Genomic DNA, 18,635 nt, shown 5'->3' on the forward strand with positions numbered 1-18,635 from the left:
CAAGCTCGATGAACGGGTCATCTCTGCCCCGCGCGGAATCGGAGGCGGCGGTAAGATTCGAATTCGTCTCCATGTACGTCATTTCGAGCCTCGCGCCTATATTGGCATCCCCCGGCGTCCGCGCCGGAGGGCCCCTGAAATAGATGACGCGGGGAATCCTTTCGGACTCCCCGCGCCACCGAACCGGCCGCAGCCCAAGGGGCGACGGAACGAGCCGCAACCGGAACCTTGCGTCAGCCGCGCTGGTCACCCAGCGCGATGGCGACGAAACGGGTGCCCTGTTCGGACTTGATCCGCATCAGCACGGCCTTGCGATTGTCCTTGCGGGCGGTGGCGAGGCCATCGCGCACATCGGCGGGGGTCATCACCGGCTTGCCACCCACGTCGAGGATGACATCGCCTTCCTTGATGCCGCGCTCGGCGCCGGGGCCGTTCGGATCGACCTCGGTGACGACGACGCCGATGTCACCAGCGCCGGCGACACCCTTGGCAGGAGCCAGCGAGAGGCCGAGGCGCGGAATGCCCTTGCCGTCCTCTTCGCCCTGATCGGCCTTGGCCTTCGCCGCCGAGGCGACGTCGGTCGGCAGCTGCTCCAGCGTGACCGGAATGGTCATCGACTTGCCGTCGCGCAGCACGCTCAGCTTCACCACCGTGCCGGGCTTCTTGCGGGCGATCTCGCGCGACATCTCGCGGGAGTCCTTCACGGTCTCCCCGTCGATCTGCGTCACGACATCGCCGGGCTTGAGGCCGGCCTTCTCGCCGGGGGTGCCGGGCTGCACCTGGGCGATGAGGGCGCCCTCGGCCGACTTGAGTTCCAGCGCCTCGGCGACTTCGTCGCTGACCGGCTGGATCTGCACGCCGACATAGCCGCGGGCCACCTCGCCACCGCTCTTCAGCGCCTCGATCACCTCGGAGACGGTCTCGGAGGGAATGGCGAAGGCGATGCCGACATTGCCGCCCGAGGGGGAGACGATGGCGGTGTTGACGCCGATCACTTCGCCGTCAAGGCCGAAGGTCGGACCGCCGGAATTGCCGCGGTTGATCGGGGCGTCGATCTGGATGAAGTCGTCATAGGGGCCCGAGCCGATGTCGCGGCCACGCGCCGAGACGATGCCCGCGGTGACGGTGCCGCCGAGGCCGAACGGGTTGCCGACCGCGACCACCCAATCGCCGACGCGCGGCGCCTTGGCGGCGAGCTTCACCCACGGGAAGTCCGACTTGCCGTCGACCTTCAGCAGCGCCACGTCGGTGCGGGGATCGGTGCCGATCACCTTGGCGGTGTAGCTCTTGCCGTCGGTGGTGGTGAGGTCGACTTCAGTGGCGCCGTCGACGACGTGGTTGTTGGTCACGGCGAAACCGTCGGCGGAGATGAAGAAGCCGGAGCCCTGGCCGACGACACCACGATGTCCGGGGCCGCGACGCGGGCCCATGTCCGGGCCGCCGGGGCCGCCCGGGCCGAAGCCGAAGCGGCGCATGAAGCGCTCGATCTGCGGGGGCACGTTCTGGCCGCCCATGCCTTCCTCGTCATTCGAGGCGACCTTGTCCTCGTCCTTCTTCACCTTCACGCTGACGACGGCGGGCGAGACCTTCTCGACGATGTCGGCGAAGGAGAAGGTGCCGGCGGGCTGGTTGGTGGTCAGCTGGGCCTGGGCCGGGGTGATGATTTCGGGCAGCACAAAGGCGCCGACGGTGCCACCGGCCAGGGCCAGGGTGAACACACCGGCGAGCAGCCGGGAACGGCTCTTGCGCAGCGTGGACGACGAAGGGGTGCGGGTCGGGATGGGCGCGATGCGCGACATGTGTCGTTCCTCGTTCGACAAATCACTCTCCCCACCGGGAGCGTTGAACAAGAAACTAGAGGCGGTCGCCTTAACGCAGTCTGGCGGTGGCGTTAAACTTTCGTAACGTCGCCCGGTTGCTCCGGCGAGGTCGGCTCGCCCAGCGCGGCGCGCAGGCGCGCCTCCTCCTCGGGCGTCAGCGGCGGCGCCGGCGTCTCGCGCACGCCCTGCGGCGCGGCCCGGCGGCGATAGGCGACGAACAGGCCGATGCCGCCGACGACCAGCACCGCGAAGGGCGCCAGCCACAGGATCGCGTTCGCCCCGTGCCAGGTCGGGCGCAGCAGCACGAACTCGCCATAGCGCGCCACCAGATAGTCCATCACCTGCCGGTCGGACTCACCCTGCTGGATTCGCTCGCGCACCAGCAGGCGCAGGTCGCGCGCCAGCGGCGCGTCCGAATCGTCGATCGACTGGTTCTGGCACACCATGCAGCGCAGCTCCTTCGAGAGCTCGCGCGCCCGCGCCTCCTGCACGGGATCGGGCAGCACCTCGTCCGGTTGCACGGCGGCGGCGGGGGTCGCCGCCAGCAGCAGGGCGGTCAACATGAAGGCGAGGGCTTTGCGCATCGCCCTCACTCCGCCGGCACCGCGGCGGGGTCGGGCCTCACCTTCGGCTTCTTCGCCGGCTTCGGCGCCCCGACGCGCAGGCGCCGGTCGCTGAGCGAGAGCGCACCGCCGAGCGCCATGATGATCGAGCCGATCCAGATCAGCGTCACAAACGGCTTCCAATAGGCGCGCACGCCCACCCCGCCGCCCGGCAGTTCGTCGCCCAGGCTCACATAGAGCTGGCTGAACCACATGGTGCGGATGCCCGATTCGGTGGTCGGCATGTTGCGGGCGGTGAACAGGCGCTTGGCGGATTCGATGGTGCCCATCTCGACACCGCCCCGGCGGACCGTGAACACCCCGACGAGATCGCGGTAGTTCGGCCCGTTGCGCGGCTCCAGCCGGTCGAGGGTCAGCTCATAGCCGCCCACCTCGAAGCTGCCGCCGACCTTCACGCCGGCGATGCGCTCGGCGTTCCAGCTGGTCTCGGCAATGATACCGAACAGGCAGACGCCGACGCCGGCATGGGCCAGCGCCCCGCCGAACACCGAGCGCGGCAGCCCGCGCAGCCGGGCGAAGGCGGTCGCGCGCGGCACCCGGCCGAAGCCGGCGCGCTCGATCACCTCGGCCATCGCGCCGATCACCACGAAGGCGGCCAGCCCCATGCCGAACGGCGCCAGCACCGGCCCGCCGCCCTGCGCATAGGCCGCCAGCGCGGCGATGACGATGGCGGCGCCAAAGGCGGCCATCAGCCGCTGCGCTGCCCCGGCGAGATCGCCGCGCTTCCAGGCCAGCAGCGGCCCGAACGGCATGGCGAAGGCCACCGGCAGCATCAGCGCGCCGACCGTCAGGTTGAAATAGGGCGGCCCGACCGTGATCTTGGCGCCATTATAGGCCTCCAGCGCCAGCGGGTAGAGCGTGCCGACCAGCACGGCGGCGGAGGCGGCGGTGAGCAGCAGATTGTTCAGCACCAGCGCCCCCTCGCGGGAGACCGGGGCGAACAGGCCGCCCTGCCGCAGCATCGGCGCGCGCAGCGCATAGAGCGCCAGCGAACCGCCGATGAAGAACACCAGGATGGCGAGGATGAACACGCCGCGCGAGGGATCGGTGGCGAAGGTGTGCACCGAGGTGAGCACGCCCGAGCGCACGAGGAAGGTGCCGAGCAGCGACAGCGAGAAGGCGAGGATGGCGAGCAGCACCGTCCACACTTTCAGCGCGTCGCGCTTTTCCATCACCACGGCGGAATGGATCAGCGCCGTGCCGGCGAACCACGGCATCAGCGAGGCGTTCTCCACCGGGTCCCAGAACCACCAGCCGCCCCAGCCGAGCTCGTAATAGGCCCAGTAGGACCCCATGGCGATGCCTAGCGTCAGGAACGCCCAGGCGGTCAGTGCCCAGGGCCGGACCCAGCGCGCCCAGGCGGCGTCGATCCGCCCCTCGATCAGCGCGGCGACGGCGAAGGCGAAGGTGATGGAGAAGCCGACATAGCCGAGATAGAGCAGCGGCGGATGAATGGCGAGGCCGATATCCTGCAGGATCGGGTTGAGGTCCTGCCCCTCCGCCGGGGGCGGAATCACCCGGGTGAACGGGTTCGAGGTGAACAGGATGAACAGCAGGAAGGCGGTCGCCACCGAGCCCTGGACGGCGAGCACATTGGCCTTCAGCCGCGCGGGCAGATTGGCGCCGAACAGTGCCACCAGCGCGGCGAAGATCGCCAGCACCAGCACCCAGAGCAGCATCGAGCCCTCATGGTTCCCCCAGGTGCCGGTGATGCGGTAGAGCAGCGGCTTGGCGGAATGGGAGTTCTCGACCACGTTCAGCACCGAGAAATCGGACTGCACATAGGCCACGACAAGCGTGGCGAAGGACAGGCCGACAAAGCCGGCGAGCACCAGCGCCAACGTCGAGCCGACCCGCATCAGCGCCGCGTCGCCGGTGCGCGCGCCCCAGGCCGGGATCACCGTCATCAGCAGCGCGACGGCCAGCGAGAGCACCAGCGCGTAATGGCCGATTTCCGGGTTCATGGGCGCGTACTCCAGCAAGGATCCTTCGAGGCCGCTTCGCGGCACCTCAGGATGACGGCGTGGCCAAAGGGCGCGCAACCGGAAGAAACGTCATCCCGGACGGCCGCAAGGCCGAGCCGGGATCGCGTGACGCCAACGCCCGCCAGAACGGCGCGCGATCCCGGCGCGCGGCTGCGCCGCGTCCGGGATGACGATGCGAGGACGCGGGGCAAGGTCCCCCTCACGGCGTCCCCTCCCCTTCCTTCCACACGCCCTGCTTCTTCAGCGCGTCGGCGACTTCCTTCGGCATATAGGTTTCGTCGTGCTTGGCCAGCACGCTGTCGGCGGTGAAGCTGCCATCCGGCGCCAGCACGCCCTCGGCGATCACGCCCTGGCCTTCGCGAAACAGGTCCGGCAGCAGGCCGACATAGGTCACGCCCATATCGGCGCCGCCATCGGTGACGACGAAGCGCACATGGGTGCCGTCAGTGTGCTGCACGCTGCCGTCCTTCACCAGCCCGCCCAGCCGCAGCCTTGTGCCCGGCCGCGTGCCCTCGGCGGCGATCTCGCTGGGCGAGCGGAAGAACACGATCGTGTCGTTCAGCGCGAACAGCACCAGCCCGGCGGCGACGAAGAGCACGCCGGCGGCGCAGGAAATGACCAGTAGGCGACGTCCCTTGCGGGTCATGGCGTCAGCTCCCGAGGCCGAGTTCTTGCGCCAGCGCGTCGATACGCCCGAGCGCGCCGCTATCGCTGGCGAAATGGGTGCGCGCCTGTCCGGCGGCGGTCTTGGCCTTGTCCTGCTGGCCCAGCACGGTCCAGGCCCGCATCAGCCGCAGCCAGCCCTCGATATCGCCGCCCTCCTGCGCCAGCCGCGCCTCCAGCCGCTCGACCATGCCGCGCACCATCGCGTCGCGCTGCTCGGGGGTAAGGCTTTGCGCCGCCGCCACATCGGCCGCGCCGGGGCCGGACGCCGGGGCCGGCACGGGGGCGCCGATTCGGGTCAGCGCCGCGCCCACCAGGCCGAGCCAGGGCGCGTCGGGCGGGGAAGCCGCCACCAGCGCGCTCCAGCGCTGCGCCGCCTCGGCGGTCTGGCCGTCCTGCTCGGCGGCGAGGCCGAGGAAATACTGCGCCTTGGGGTCGTTCGGATCGGCGGCGAGCGCGGCCTGGAAGGCGGACTTGGCCTCGCCCGTCACCACCCCGCCGGCCCGCGCGGTCAGCGCCTCGCCGAGGCCGGTCTCGCGCTGGGCATTGGGGCCGAGCAGGCGAATGGCGTTGGCCCAGGCCCGCGCCGCGTCGTCGAGCCGGCCGATACGGGCATAGATCGGCGCCACCACCTCATAGCCGCGCCCGTCATTCGGGTTGGCTTCGAGATGGCTTTCGACCTTGCGGATGAGAATGGCGATGTCGGAGGGGTCGGGCTGGGCCTCCAGCCGCTGCGCCAAAGGCTGCGGCGGGGTCAGCGGCGAGCCGAGCGAGAGGTAGAGCCCGCCCGCCAGCAGCGGCACGCCCAGCAGCGCCACGACGGCGACGATACGCCGGCGCCGGTCGTCACCGGAGGAGGCGCCCTCGCGGCCGCGCTCGGCGGAAACGCGCAGGATGCGGCGCGCCACTTCCGTCCGCGCCGCCTCGCCCTCGGCCGGCGCGATGAGGCCGGAGGCCCGGTCGCGCTCGATTTCCGCTAGCTGGTCGCGATAGACGGCGAGATCGGCTTCGGCGGTGCTGGCAGCAGGCACGGCCGCGCCGGTGCGCAACGGCCAGAGCACCGCCAGAATGGCGGCGCCGGTCATCAGCGAGAAGGCGATCCACAGCAACATTAGTTTTCCTCTAATGCGCTGAGGGGTAGCCGACCCGGGCCCTGTCGCCAATCCGTAACACCCTCAGTCCGATCGCCGCAGGCTCACAGTCGCGCGAGGGGGCGCCGGTCTGAATCACGCGACGGCGCGGGCTGGCGGGCGCCTGCGTCACCCCGTCACGGGCACCGGAACGGGGTACGCAGAGAGGCGCGCTCAGCCCGCCACCGGCGACCAGGTACCGTCCGGGTTGCGGCAGGCGGTGCCGCGCGCGGTCTGCGGCTGGCCGTTGATGTAGATGGTGTGGGTGAATTCGCGGCATTTGGGCGAACCGCCGCGCGCATAGGTCGGGCCGGGGACGATGGTGCCATAGGAACCGCTGTCGCCGCGCCAGCTCACCGGCGCGCCGGGGTTGCCATATTCGAGCGCCTGCGTCTCGGCCTGCTGGGCCCGCTGCCGGTCGGCCTGATCAAGCGCATTGCCGATGGTGCCGCCGATCAGGCCGCCCACCGCCGCGCCGACCAGCGTGCTGGCGGTGTTGTGCCCGACGACCTGACCGATGACGCCGCCCGCCACCGCGCCAATGGCCGCGCCGCCGACAGTGTTCGGGTTCTCCTGCGCGGTGCTGCAGCCCGCGAGGGCGCCGGCGACAAGGCCCACGGCCACGAATTGGTATGCGCGCATGAAATTCCTTCCTCCAGCCTCGACACGGCACGTTCCTCGCGGAACATCTGCACCTTAAGGAAGAGGAATAGGGCGAAAGCGCGGCCCCGTCACCTCTCCCACCGCACCGACGCAAGGGGACCGACATCGGGGCAGCTCACGCCGCCGGCAGCCGCACCACGCAGCGCAGCCCGCCAAAGGGCGAGCGGTCGAAGGCCAGCCGCCCGCCATAGAGCCCGACCAGTTCGGAGACGATGGACAGGCCCAGCCCGGAACCCGGCTGGGTCTCGTCCAGCCGCTTGCCGCGCTTCAGCGCCTCGGTCTGCTGTTCCGGCGTCAGGCCCGGCCCGTCATCGTCGATGGTGATCTCGAAATAATCCCGCTCGCCGGCCCCGCCGGGCACCGGCGCCACCGCGATCTCCACCAGCGTGCGCGCCCATTTGCAGCCATTGTCGACGAGATTGCCGAGGATCTCCTCCAGATCCTGCCGCTCGCCGCGAAAGCGCAGGCCGCCCGCGACCTCCATCTCCACCGCCACGCCCTTGGCGCGGTGCACCTTGGCCAGCGTCGTGGCGATGCGGGCGACGATCGGCTCCACCTCCTCCACCGTGGTGACGACCGAGGCGCGGGCCGCCATGCGGGCGCGCTCCAGATGATGCGCCACCTGGTCCTTCATGATCTGCGCCTGCGCCGTCACCTTGGCGCCCAGCGCGGCATCGGCCTCGCCGGCCCGCGCCGCCTCGTTCTGCAGCACAGAAATCGGCGTCTTCAGCGCATGGGCGAGATTGCCGACATGGGTGCGGGCGCGCTCGACGATCTCGCGATTAGTGTCGATCAGCGCATTGACCTCAGCGGCGAGCGGGGCGATCTCCACCGGATAGGCGCCCTCGATGCGGTCGGCGCGGCCGGTGCGCACCTCGTGCAGCGCCGCGAGCATGCGCTTGAGCGGGCGCAGGCCGAACAGCACCTGGAACACCAGCGTCAGCAGGAAGGCGCAACCGAGCACCGCCAGCGTCACCAGCAGCGCCTGGTCGAAGCCGGCGACCTCCTCGGCAATCTCTCCGGCATCGGCCGCCACCGCCACCGCGTAGCGCCCGTCCTCGCCGAGATCGACCACCCGCTCGACAATGCGCAGCCTCTGGCCGGACGGGCCATCGGCATAGGCCTCGCGCAGGCCCGAGACATCGGCATCGGCCTGGCGCTCGAACAGCAGCGGCAGCTTGCCCTCGGGCAGCGAGCGCGAGGTCTTCACCTGCGCCGCCGGCCCGTCGGTGCGGGTGATCTGCCAGTACCAGCCGGAAATGGGGAAGTTGAACAGCGGATCGCCGAGCGTCGTCGGCTCCGGCATGGTGCCGGAGGGCGAATTGGCGACATCGGCGACAATGGTCTTGAGATAGACGTCGAGCCGCTGGTCGAAGGCCCGCTCCACCGCCGCGCGATAGACCTCATGCAGCGCGAAGCCGGTGATCGCCAGCACGGCGACGCTGACCACCGTCGCCGAGACGAACAGGCGCAGCGCCAGCGAGCCGGCGCGCATCAGCGCGAGGTCTCGGCGCGCGAGCTGTCGGCGCGGGGCGGCTCGGGCGCCACCAGGAGATAGCCGAGCCCACGCACGGTCTGGATCACGTCGACATCCAGCTTCTTGCGCAGGCGGCCGACAAACACCTCGATGGTGTTGGAATCGCGGTCGAAATCCTGGTCGTAGAGATGCTCGACCAGCTCGGTGCGCGAGACCACCCGCCCGACATGGTGCATGAGATAGGCCAGCAGTCGGTGCTCATGCGAGGTGAGCTTCACCTGCCGCCCGCTCACCGTCACCCGGCCCGAGCGCGTGTCGAGCATGACCGGCCCGCAGGTCAGTTCGCTCGCCGCATGGCCGGCGGAGCGGCGCAGCAGCGCGCGGATGCGCGCCAGCACCTCCTCCATATGGAAGGGCTTCGCCACATAATCGTCGGCACCGGCGTCGAAGCCCTGCACCTTGTCGCTCCAGCGGTCGCGCGCGGTGAGAATCAGCACCGGCATCTTGCGCCCCTCGCGCCGCCAGGCCTCCAGCACCGAGAGCCCGTCCATCTTCGGCAGGCCGATATCGAGCACGACCGCGTCATAGGGCTCGGTCTCGCCGAGGAAATGGCCTTCCTCGCCATCATGGGCGCGGTCGACCGCATAGCCGGCCTCGACCAGCGCCTCGACCATCTGGCGGTTCAGATCGGGATCATCCTCGACGACAAGCAGGCGCACGGCGGTTCCTCACGCACACCGCGCGGGGGGCACGCGGCGCCCCGAGCATGCCACCGCGCGCGCCGGATGTCAGGTGCGGGGTGTGTTCAGACGGGCTGGGGAAGTTCGATCCCGCGGCACGGCCGCAGGCCGAGCCGGGATCGCGCGGACATCAGGCGGACGATCCCGGCTCTCCGCTACGCTGCGGCCGGGATGACGGCGCATATGGCCGCTTGCGCCACCCTCACCCTCATCCCCGCCCCCGCCAGCCGCACAATTCCAGCCCCACCGCGTTGTGCGCCTTCACCTGCCGGATCGTCGGGTCGGTGTCCTCAATCGCCCAGCTAATCGGCCGGAAGGCGCCGCACGCTCCCCGCGTCGCGGCGGAAGGTGTCGTCGTCGCGCAGCCGGCGCTCATCAGCGTTGCGGCGATCAGCGTCAGCCCGCGCGCCGTTCGCGCGCTCGATCGTGTCCAGCACATCCCGTTCTCCTTGCGCGATGCAGGCGGCCCGGCCTTCCGAGCGGCCCTTGAGATAGATCCCGCCGGCCAAGGCAAGGGCGGCGAGGAGGAGCGCGGCGCCGCGCCCGAGTGGGCTCGCCAGCAGGCCGAGCAGCACCGTCACCGCGCCACCTCGCCGGCGCCGATTCGCGCCAGCGCCCCGCGCAGGGTCAGCACCACGCCGGCGAGCATCAGCGCCGCGAACAGCCATTTCAGCGGTTCGGCGAGGGCGGCGAGCGGCGCCAGCCGGTCGGCCTGCTCGGCGATGACAGCGCCGAGCACGCCGGCGCCGCTGATCAGCCCGCCCGCCCCCTCAGGGGTGCGCGAGAGCCGTGTGTCGGCCGGCCGCGCCCGCGCCGCGCCGTCGCCGTCCGGCCGCTCTTGCACATCGGCCGCCATCGGCCCGGCCGCGCCGGCCATCCGCCGTGCGGTGGCCCGCACGTCAGTGACGCGGCGGGTCCAGCCGGCTCCGAAGGTGGGGAAGGTCCGCAGGCTGCGCAGCATGGCGAGGCGGCGCTCGCACAGGCCGTCGACCAGCGCTTCCGGCGCATGGCCATCCAGCGCCGCCAGCGTCGCCTCGCCCACCTGCCCGTCCACGGTGACCTTGAGCGCGCGCTGCAGCCATTTCGCCGCCTGGGCCGGGCCGGAATTCACCGCCGCGTCGAACAGCGCATAGTCGAGCCCGGCGGGCAGGTCGTCGGCGCGCACGGCGTCCCAATATTGCCGCCGGTAGAGCGCCGCCACCTCGTCCGGCGCGATCCGCCGCACGCTGCGCACGGGCTGGCCATGGCGCCGGCGCCAGCCATCATAGACGCGCTGGGTGATCCCCTGCATGGTCGCGCCGCCGGGATCGGCGGGGTGGTCGGCATAGCCGCCCTCATGGACGAGCACGCGCCTCAGCGCCTCGTCGAAGCTCGACGCGGTCATTGCATGGCTCCGCTGCAAGATTTTGGGGGTGTTTTCTGGGGATTAACGTTATGTTAACGGTTCAACTACCCTGGCACGGTTGCAAAAATACCCGCTTTCCAAGAGTCTTTTTGAGATAGCTGGCTACGGACAAGGGGCTCCGCTCGGCATGGCAAGAGAAGATCGACTCGTCGAGGATCTACGCAGCATTTTCGATGAAGCCCGCCGCAGCTCCGGCCAGGTGCAGGCGGAGGCGCTTCTGGCTGTCGCCCCGGTGACGCTGAAGAGCACGGAATCGGGCGTTGCCTATATGCGCGACCGGCTGACGCCCGAGAGCTACCGGGAGATCTGCCGCGCCATTGGCGACGAGCTGGACCGGCTCAACAACGAGATCGTGCGGCTGAAGCGGCTGGAGAAGATCGCCGGCGTGGTGGAGACGGCCCAGCGCCGAATCGTTGCCCGCCCCACGGTTCTCACCCGGCCGGTCGTTGCCACGGCAGCCAAGGCCGCCGCCGCGACGAACTCGGCGACGGCGCGGCCTACGGCGTCCGCCACCCCGCCGGCCACCGCCTCGGCGGGTTCGGTGGGGCCGGTAAAGCCGGCGCCGCTTCCCGGCCCGGCCGAGTAGGCAGGGCGGGCAGCCTCAGGGCTCCCCTTGCCAGTCCGGCGGCAGCGCCGGCAGCAGCGCCGCCCGCTCGGCTCCACTGAGGAGGGCGTCATAGGCCTCCTGTGCGAGGCCGATCTGCGCGTCACCCGGCGAGGTGGGAATCGTCAGCGCCGCCCGGCCGTCGGTCGGGTGCTGGGAGACATCCCACAGCCGGGACGTGCCGCCGGCCGCATAGCCGCAGTCGAGCCAGGCCTGAACGCTGCGGTTGTGCGCGGCGGCCGCTGTGGCGACGATCAGAAAGCTCATGGCATCACCTGCAAGAGGGCGGCATCGAGCGCGGCGATGTCGGCCGCCGCCTGCGCCAGGGCAAAGGTGGAAACGCCGCCCGTGAGGTACGCCCCGCCGAAGGTGGCGGCACCAATCCGGATGTTCGCCGCCGAATCGCTGTCCGGAGTGTTCTGCGCGGGCGTCATGGCGCTGTTCGTGGCCGCCGTGCCGTTGACGCAGATATCGACGGCGCCTGCCGCGTACCGCCCCCGGCCGATGATGCGGGACCATGCGCCAGACATCACGGCCGCACCGGCTTGAGTGGCTGTCACGCCGGTGTCGGTCGTGCGCGTCTGCATGACAGGAGCTGTCGCGGTGCTGAAGAGGAGGGCCGCGCGAAGCGACCCTGCCGTGGACGCGATGGAATTGTACAGGATGACTTGCGCGCTCGCCGCCGTCACCCGCGTGACCGCGGCATAGGTGGCTGCGGCTATATTGCGGGAAAAGCCGGTCGAGTTCTGAATGTCGAGATATTGCGCGCCGGAGAGCACAAGCTGCGGCCGGCCATTGGGGCCGACATCGAGCCCGCCGGCATTGACGATTCGCGGCTGGGCCGCGCCGGTCGGCTGCGCGGCGTGGCGGCCATTCCCGCTCTGGTCGTACCAGAGCGTCGCATAGGCGCTGCCGGCACCGGCAAAGGCGAGCAGCGCCGCGACATCGAGAGCGCCCGCCGCGGCAAAGCCGATATCGCTCTCCGCTCCGTCGCTGGCGCGGCGGGCCCGCACACACGGGCCGGCATAGGCCGAAAGCAGCCGGCTCAGCCCGAAGGCCGCGTAAAGCGGGCCAGCCAAGGCGTCGAACGGCGCCGGAGCCGGATGAGCGGCGCTGCGGCGCGTGAGGTCGAGGGCGAAACCGAAGCTCGCCATCTCAATCGACCCGGTGGATGGTCAGTCCCGCGCTCGTGCCGCTCGCCAGCACGCGGCGCACCAGGAATTCGAGCACGCTCACCTGCCCGGGCGGCAGCGGCAGGGTCAGCGGCGCGTCATCGGCCGCGTCGACCGGGAGGATGCGGATATCCGCGCTCGCAAGGGTCGCGGGCACGAACACACGCAGCCGGCCATAGCGCGGCAGGTCGGCGGCGTCGTTCGGCACCACCAGCGCCCCGGCGCGACCGAGCGCGGCGGGCGAAAGGGCGCGGCGATGCCAGGGGTCCCTGGCGGCATCATAGGGCATGGGTTCGCTCCCGGAGATCAGAGGGTGAAGGCGAGGTAGGACAGGACGAGGCGCACCCGCCCGCCGGTGAAGCTGCCGCCCAGCGCGGTGATGCGCAGCGGCGTGTCGGCATAGAAGGCCTGCGGGCCGATCACGCCGATATTGCTGGCGCCGGCGGCGATGCTCAAAAGCCCGCCGAATTTCGCGGTTTCGCCTGATATGCCGACCTCATAGGCGGTCGCCCCCGTCACCGCCGCCACGGTGCGGCTGGCCACGGCAAGGCAGATCGCCCGGTTGGGAATGAGCAGGGTGGAGGCGACGAAGGCCCCGGCGAGGGTCACCTCCTGCTCCACCATGCGCAGCGTGGCGGCGGCGCCGGAGAGGGTGAGCGCGAGCGCCTCGCGCCAGGCGGCGCCATCGAACAGCAGCGTGCATGCCTCAGTGCCGACATAGGCGCGCCAGCCCATGCGGGGGGTGAGGAAATGCCACCCCGCATCATAGAGCGCGATCTCGCCGTCATGGCCGGCGAAGGCGCCGCCGGCTCCGGCCGCCACAATATGCCGGTCGCCCGGCAGCGGGCTGACGGGCGGCGCCGTGCGGGTGCGGTCCAGCACCGCGAGCTGGCACGCCGCGTCGAGCCGCACCAGCGCCTCATTATGGGTCACGTGCTTCTGCGCCTGCGCGCCCGCCAGCAGCGGCAGCGCGAGCAGAGGGGTCGTCTCGCTCATGGGGTGCTCCTGTGAAGGCGACGGTCAAACCCGTAGCCGTGCGGCCAGCGCCGCCCCGGCGCCCACCTCGGCTGAAAGCTGGGCGATGCGGATGTCGAGGAAGGGCTGCGCCGCGCCGAAATCGGCGATCTCGTCGGCCGCCGCATAGGTCAGCGCGGGCGTGGTGGTGGTGACGCGGCGCTTGACGACTTCCCCGCTCAGGATCTCGACCGCATAGGCCTCGCTGGTCTCGCCCAGCGGCACCTCGACCAGATCCCAGGAATCGCCGTCGCCCCTGGTGCGCCGGGTCCAGCTCAGCGCCACCCCGGCGGGGCTCCGCCGGGCGCGGGCATGCACCGGCGCGAAGGGGCGCAGCGCGGCAGGCCCCAACGTGGCGGCGATTTCCGTCACCGTGGCGTCGCCATGGTCGCGATCGGCACGGCCGACGCGGTAGGTGACAGCGCGGCCGATCATGTCGAGCCCGCTCGCGACAGGCATCAGATTGGCGTCCACCTTCATCAGCGCCGTGCCCGCCGGCCAGTCAGCGGCCACCCGCGCCTCGGTGCCGAGCTGGCCGCGCAGCAGGCCGGACAGCCGCCAGGTCGAGTCCCCGACCAGTTCCGCCTCCGCGAACTGGATCACCTCGATCTCGCCGGAAGGGTCGATCAGCGCCAGCGCATTGGCCCCGCCCAGCACCGCCTCCTCGCTCGCCCCGGCCAGCAGCCCGCCATCGAGCGCGACATCGAGGCTGGCGCGTTGCCAGCGCCAGAGCGGGCCGGCGGGCAGCACGCCCAGCGTCTCGCCCGTCACCGAAGCCGCCGCCAGCGTGGCGACCGGCTCGAAGCTGCCGCCATCCACCGCCCGCCAGACGTTCAGGCTCCCCGGCCATGGGGTGACGAAGGCGCCGAGCCAGGCCAGCGTGGGCGCCCCCTCGCCGCGCGCCAGCGGTGCCTGGAGCAGATGCACCAGCGCCGGCCCCTCGCCGCCCGGCAGCTCGACCTCGCCCGCCCGCCCCTCGCGCACCGCGAGGGCGAACACCGCCGGGTCGATGCTGCGCCCATTCACCAGCCTTGCGCCCCGGTCCTCGATCGAGACGATCTCGATCAGCCGCGCCTGCCCATCGCGCTCCAGCCGCACCAGATCGCCCGGTTCCAGCGCGATCTGTGAGGGCGGCAGCGTCAGGCTCAGCGTGTCGCGCCCCGCCCACGCATCCTGCAGCCACATATCCGCGAGGCCGGCGGCGAGGCCGGGATCGGCCACCATGGCGACCTCCAGCCCGGTTTCCGCCCGCGCCGCCCCGGCCAGTCGGCGCGAGACGGCGGTGGCGCGGCGGTAATCCTGCGCGCCATCGGTGAAGCCGAGCGTGGCGGACAGCGGCAATTCGCCCTCCGCCGCGCGCGTGAGCGAGGGTGCGACCACCCCCTCGCCGGTGGCGATGTCGTCATCGGTCAGCACCGCCCGCACCCGCCCGCCACGCGGGGCGAGTGTGAGCGCGCCGCCGCGCTCGACAAGATCGAAGGCGAAGGCCCGCGCCAGCGGCTCCAGCGCCGCCCGCGCCGTCATCGGCCGGTCGACGACATAGCCGTCGACAATGCCGCGCAGATCGCCCGTCGCCATATCGGGCACGCCGAAATCGCCCGCCAGCGCCTGCGTCAGCTCGGCCAGCGGCGCGGCGCCGAGCCGGCCATTGAGCCAGTGCCCGGTCTGCCAGTTGGCGCCATCCGCCCACACATCGCTGGCGCGCGGAAACACCGGAAAGGGCCGCGCGTCCCAGGTCCAGAGCGTGAGCGCGGCCGGGTCGATCATCCGCCCGCCCGGCAGGCCCGGCGCCAGCGGGTTCAGCACCACCGAGCCGGAAAAGCCGGCGAGGCTCACTTCGAGATGCCGGCGCTGGATCAAATCGTCCCGCGCGCCGCTGGAGAAGGGCGGCAGCCCGCCCTCGGTCGATTTCGGGTCGGGAAAGGCGCTCGGCCGGTTGGCGCCCTTGTCCACCGCCGGGCAGCCGATCTCGGTCAGGCGCACCGGCTTGGAGCCCGGCAGCCACGCCGTCGGGCTCGCCTGCCGCACCCCACCGACGCGCTCGTGATGCGCGTGGCTCCACCAGCCGGCGAGGTCCTTCTGGCGAAACACCCACGCCTCGCCATAGGCGCCATCGGTGATCGGGGCGCGCACCTGCGCCGCACGGGCGGCTTCATCCGGGTAATACCAGTCGAACGCCTCGCCACCGTTGAGATTGCCGGCGAGATAGGCGCGGTCATGCCCGCTCTCAAAGCTCTCGGCGTCGAGATGGGCGCCGCCCTCGCGCCAGTCGGCCAGCGGGGGATACCAGTCGATGCCGATGAAATCGAGCGCGGGGGACGCCCAGAGCGGATCAAGGGGAAAGCGCACCTCCGCGCCGCCATCCCGCACATGGGCGCCATATTCGGTCCAGTCGGCGCCATAGCCGATCTGGGTGCCGGCCCCGAGCAGCGCCTTCACCTCGCCCGCCAGCGCGGCGAAGGCGGCGGCGGCCGGGTAGACGCCGGGGCCTGAGCGCACCCGTGTCAGCGCCGCCATTTCCGAGCCGATCAGCAGCGCCTCCACCCCGCCGGCGATCTGGGCGAGCGTAGCGTAGTGCAGAACCATGCGCCGCAGCGTCCATTCGTCCGGGCCGGCATAGGTGACGCGCCCCGAGGCGACGCCGAAATGCGCCGCGCTGGCCGTGCCGAACAGCGCCGCCACCTCAGCCCCCGCCGCCGCCGTGCCATCCGGCGAGCCGGGGACACCGGGGGCGGGATGGCAGGTGACGCGCCCGCGCCAGGGATGGGCCGGCTGCAGCGCCCCGGGGTTCCACGGGTCGGGCAGCGCGTTGCCGGCGGGAATGTCCATCATCAGGAAGGGGTTCAGCGTCACCTTCAGCCCGCGCGCCTTAAGCGCCTCAATCGCCGCGATCACGCTGTCGTCGGAGGGCGTGCCGCCATAGGCCGGCTTGCCCTCATAATGGCTCACCAGCGCGGCGCTGGTGCGCGTCAGCCCGGCCACCTGCCACGCCAGAGGAAAGATGCCGATCTGCGTCGGCTTGTTGCGCCGCTCGACGGCGGGGCGGATCTGGCACGCACCGGCCCGGAGGTCGGTGCCGAACCAGGTGACGACCAGCGCCACCCGCTCCAGATTCGGGCAGGTGGCGAGCAATTGGTCGAGCGAGGCGGAAAAATCGCTGGCATGGGTGGTCACATGGCGGTTTTCCAGCTGGTAGACGCCCGGCCGGTCGACCCGCAGCACCTCGCGCGGCTCATAGCCGAACTCGGTCGCGCCGGGGATCAGCGTCACCGCCCGCACCGCGTTCTCCAGCGCTCCCACCGCCCGCTCCACCTCGACCGAGATCTGCGGCAGCCGGTTGCCGAAGCGGGCGAGCGGCAGGCGCTCGAAGACGAGATAGGCGAGGCCGCGATAGGCCGGCGCCCCCGGCACCCGCGCCTCGATCAGCGGGTCGGGCAACTGGTCCTCGCCGCCGCGATGCAGCCGCACATTCAACGCGCGGCTGTCGAGCAGGCGCCCATCGGCCCAGATCCGCCCCAACCGCGTCACCTTCCCCTCGCACAGGCCGACGGCGAAGCTGCCGAAATAGCTGTAGGTCGTGCTGGAGCTGCCGCCGCCCGCGATCCCGCCTTTGCCGCCGGAGGCCTGCGTCTGGGTCGACACCACCTCCTGCACCGGCGCGGCCCAGATCACCTGGCCGGACAGCCGCGCCCGGCCATAGAGCCGGGGCAGCGCCGCGCCCTCGGTGGAGGTCATGGTGCCGAACTCGGTGAGGCGCGGGCCTTCCACCCGCTGGCCGGGGTTCAGCACCAGCGAATCGATCGCCGAACCGCCCAGCGCCCCGAGCGCCCGCCCGGCCAGCGCCCCCACCGGCCCGAGCAGCGCCCCGCCGATCGTCCCGCCCAGCGCGCCGAGAATGAGTGTGGCCATAAGGGACCCCCAAGGTGAAAAGCTGCGTGCCCCGGCCCTCACGCGCCGGGAAAGGCGAAGGCGAAGGCGAGCCGGCGGCGCCACCAGGGGGCGAGGAACACCTCCGCCACCGCCGCCCCGTCATGGGCGTGCACCATGCGCTCGCCGCTCACCAGCAGCGCCGCGTGCTTGGCCGGAAAGCCCGCGCGCCAGCGGAACAGCAGCACGTCGCCGGGGGCGATCGCCTCCAGCGCCACGGCGCGCATGTGCCGCCCCGCCGCATCGGCCATCTGCTCGGCCCGCGTCGCCTCGGCCCAGTCAGGCGCATAGGCCGGCAGGCCCTGCGGCTCCGGCCCCACGACCGCCCGCCACACCCCGCGGATGAGGCCGAGGCAGTCCGCCCCCTGCCCCTTCAGCGAGGCACGGTGCAGATAGGGCGTGCCGATCCAGTCCCGCGCCTCGGCGATCAGGCGGGCCCGCATCTCCATCTCACCCATCACGGCCTCCCCGGCGTGGCGACGCGCAGCACCACGTCATTGCCCGGCATGTGGGGAAAGCCGCGAAAATTCAGCGTGTTGGCGAAGCGGTCGCGGCAGGTGGCGAAGCTCTTGTCGCAGCCTGCCGTCACGGCGAACCCCTCGCCCGGCACGGCGAGCACCGGCGGGCGCTGCCACAGCTCCAGCCGCACTGCCCCGGTGATCGTGTGGGCCTTCACCTCGGTGGCGAAGCCCTCATTGGCCCCGTTGGTGAACACCAGCCGCCCTTGCGTGAACCATCCCGCCGCATAGGCGCCGAGCCCCGCCGCCACGATCAGCCCCGGCCCCTCCGCCGCGGTCACCGTGCCGTGGCCGGTGAAGGCCGGCGCGGCGAGCGCGATGGTGCAGCGGGCATCGCCGAGATCGGCATCGCAGCCGGCGGTGAACAGCCGCCCGCGCACCATGTTCAAGGCCGAGGACAGGCCGCGCAATTCGGCGGTGAAGCTGCCCTCGCTGCGCCGCACCTCGCCCAGATGCGCCCGGCGCAGAAGCAGGAAATGGTCCGGCGCCGACCAGTCGGCGAGGATGAGTTCGATCCCCGCCCCGTCATAGCGCCCGGCGTCGAGATCGGCCGCGTCGATCAGCTCCGAGGTCAGGGCGGCGGACATCTCGCCCCCGCCCACCGCGAAGCCGAGCGCGGACGCATCCTCGCTGCCGCTCGCGCCGGCGGCGGCACGGAAAAGGGTGCCGTCGACGGTGAGGTCGTCATCATGCTCGGTGAGGCCGATCACCACGCCGTCGCGGCGGGTCAGCCGCCAGCAGCGCGCCAACGTCGTCACCCCGCTGGCGAGAGACGCCGCAAGGGCGGGAGGAACGTCTTTCATGATTGCCTCTCTGCGGTTCGCTCCGCTGGCAAGATCCGCCGTCATCCTGAGGTGCCCGGCCGGCGGCCGGGCCTCGAAGGATGCCGTCCAT

At 71.4% G+C, this 18,635-nt stretch carries 18 protein-coding genes; 1 reads left to right on the forward strand and 17 read right to left on the reverse strand.

Annotation, left to right across the window (positions count from 1 at the left end):
- Positions 1 to 233: 233 nt before the first annotated feature.
- From J2S76_RS07960 to J2S76_RS08005, 10 genes are all read right to left on the reverse strand, one after another.
- Positions 234 to 1,799, reverse strand: coding sequence for a Do family serine endopeptidase (locus tag J2S76_RS07960; protein ID WP_307059228.1), 1,566 nt, complete (start codon positions 1,797 to 1,799; stop codon positions 234 to 236).
- 92 nt (positions 1,800 to 1,891) lie between these two features.
- Entirely contained in the window at positions 1,892 to 2,404 is a 513-nt protein-coding gene (locus tag J2S76_RS07965; protein ID WP_307059230.1) for a cytochrome c-type biogenesis protein, read from the reverse strand.
- A gap of 5 nt (positions 2,405 to 2,409) precedes the next feature.
- On the reverse strand, positions 2,410 to 4,407 hold the full coding sequence (locus tag J2S76_RS07970; protein WP_307059232.1) for a heme lyase CcmF/NrfE family subunit: 1,998 nt from the start codon (positions 4,405 to 4,407) through the stop codon (positions 2,410 to 2,412).
- Between the two features lie 220 nt (positions 4,408 to 4,627).
- A complete protein-coding gene (gene ccmE / locus J2S76_RS07975; protein WP_018389896.1) occupies positions 4,628 to 5,074 on the reverse strand; it encodes a cytochrome c maturation protein CcmE in 447 nt (148 codons plus the stop codon).
- Between the two features lie 4 nt (positions 5,075 to 5,078).
- Positions 5,079 to 6,203 (reverse strand): c-type cytochrome biogenesis protein CcmI, encoded by a 1,125-nt coding sequence (ccmI, locus tag J2S76_RS07980; RefSeq protein WP_307059234.1) that lies wholly within the window; start codon positions 6,201 to 6,203, stop codon positions 5,079 to 5,081.
- Positions 6,204 to 6,395: 192 nt separating this feature from the next.
- Positions 6,396 to 6,863: an RT0821/Lpp0805 family surface protein gene (locus J2S76_RS07985; protein WP_018389894.1), complete on the reverse strand. Its 468-nt coding sequence runs from the start codon at positions 6,861 to 6,863 to the stop codon at positions 6,396 to 6,398.
- A 136-nt stretch (positions 6,864 to 6,999) separates the two neighbouring features.
- Positions 7,000 to 8,379, reverse strand: a complete 1,380-nt coding sequence (locus J2S76_RS07990) for a sensor histidine kinase (protein ID WP_307059235.1) — start codon at positions 8,377 to 8,379, stop codon at positions 7,000 to 7,002.
- Positions 8,379 to 9,080: a response regulator transcription factor gene (locus J2S76_RS07995; RefSeq protein WP_307059237.1), complete on the reverse strand. Its 702-nt coding sequence runs from the start codon at positions 9,078 to 9,080 to the stop codon at positions 8,379 to 8,381. The genes J2S76_RS07990 and J2S76_RS07995 overlap by 1 nt, the downstream gene beginning before the upstream one ends.
- Before the next feature lie 323 nt (positions 9,081 to 9,403).
- Positions 9,404 to 9,682: a hypothetical protein gene (locus tag J2S76_RS08000; RefSeq protein WP_307059239.1), complete on the reverse strand. Its 279-nt coding sequence runs from the start codon at positions 9,680 to 9,682 to the stop codon at positions 9,404 to 9,406.
- Positions 9,679 to 10,485 carry a glycoside hydrolase family 108 protein gene (locus J2S76_RS08005; RefSeq protein ID WP_307059241.1) on the reverse strand — a complete coding sequence of 269 codons (807 nt, stop codon included), beginning with the start codon at positions 10,483 to 10,485 and terminating at the stop codon, positions 9,679 to 9,681. Before J2S76_RS08005 ends, J2S76_RS08000 begins: the two co-directional genes overlap by 4 nt.
- A gap of 148 nt (positions 10,486 to 10,633) precedes the next feature.
- Here J2S76_RS08005 and J2S76_RS08010 point away from each other — a divergent pair, with 148 nt between their 5' ends.
- The gene (locus J2S76_RS08010; protein WP_307059243.1) at positions 10,634 to 11,092 is read left to right on the forward strand and encodes a hypothetical protein; all 459 of its coding nucleotides are present in this window, start codon (positions 10,634 to 10,636) and stop codon (positions 11,090 to 11,092) included.
- 15 nt (positions 11,093 to 11,107) lie between these two features.
- On the opposite strand, the gene J2S76_RS08015 is transcribed toward J2S76_RS08010, so the two are convergent.
- The 7 genes from J2S76_RS08015 to J2S76_RS08045 are packed head-to-tail and all read right to left on the reverse strand — an operon-like array spanning position 11,108 to position 18,544.
- The gene (locus J2S76_RS08015) at positions 11,108 to 11,377 is read right to left on the reverse strand and encodes a hypothetical protein (RefSeq protein WP_307059246.1); all 270 of its coding nucleotides are present in this window, start codon (positions 11,375 to 11,377) and stop codon (positions 11,108 to 11,110) included.
- On the reverse strand, positions 11,374 to 12,264 hold the full coding sequence (locus J2S76_RS08020) for an arabinofuranosidase catalytic domain-containing protein (RefSeq protein WP_307059248.1): 891 nt from the start codon (positions 12,262 to 12,264) through the stop codon (positions 11,374 to 11,376). Before J2S76_RS08020 ends, J2S76_RS08015 begins: the two co-directional genes overlap by 4 nt.
- 1 nt (position 12,265) lies before the next feature.
- A complete protein-coding gene (locus J2S76_RS08025; protein ID WP_307059250.1) occupies positions 12,266 to 12,571 on the reverse strand; it encodes a hypothetical protein in 306 nt (101 codons plus the stop codon).
- Between the two features lie 17 nt (positions 12,572 to 12,588).
- Positions 12,589 to 13,278 carry a DUF2793 domain-containing protein gene (locus J2S76_RS08030; RefSeq protein WP_307059252.1) on the reverse strand — a complete coding sequence of 230 codons (690 nt, stop codon included), beginning with the start codon at positions 13,276 to 13,278 and terminating at the stop codon, positions 12,589 to 12,591.
- Between the two features lie 24 nt (positions 13,279 to 13,302).
- Complete coding sequence (locus J2S76_RS08035) at positions 13,303 to 17,205, reverse strand: baseplate multidomain protein megatron (protein WP_307059254.1); 3,903 nt, start codon at positions 17,203 to 17,205, stop codon at positions 13,303 to 13,305.
- A gap of 38 nt (positions 17,206 to 17,243) precedes the next feature.
- Positions 17,244 to 17,681 (reverse strand): NlpC/P60 family protein, encoded by a 438-nt coding sequence (locus J2S76_RS08040; RefSeq protein WP_307059257.1) that lies wholly within the window; start codon positions 17,679 to 17,681, stop codon positions 17,244 to 17,246.
- On the reverse strand, positions 17,681 to 18,544 hold the full coding sequence (locus J2S76_RS08045) for a phage/gene transfer agent baseplate hub protein (RefSeq protein ID WP_307059259.1): 864 nt from the start codon (positions 18,542 to 18,544) through the stop codon (positions 17,681 to 17,683). The genes J2S76_RS08040 and J2S76_RS08045 overlap by 1 nt, the downstream gene beginning before the upstream one ends.
- Positions 18,545 to 18,635 lie beyond the last annotated feature (91 nt).

This window comes from Ancylobacter vacuolatus (assembly GCF_030813595.1).
GTDB lineage: Bacteria > Pseudomonadota > Alphaproteobacteria > Rhizobiales > Xanthobacteraceae > Ancylobacter > Ancylobacter vacuolatus.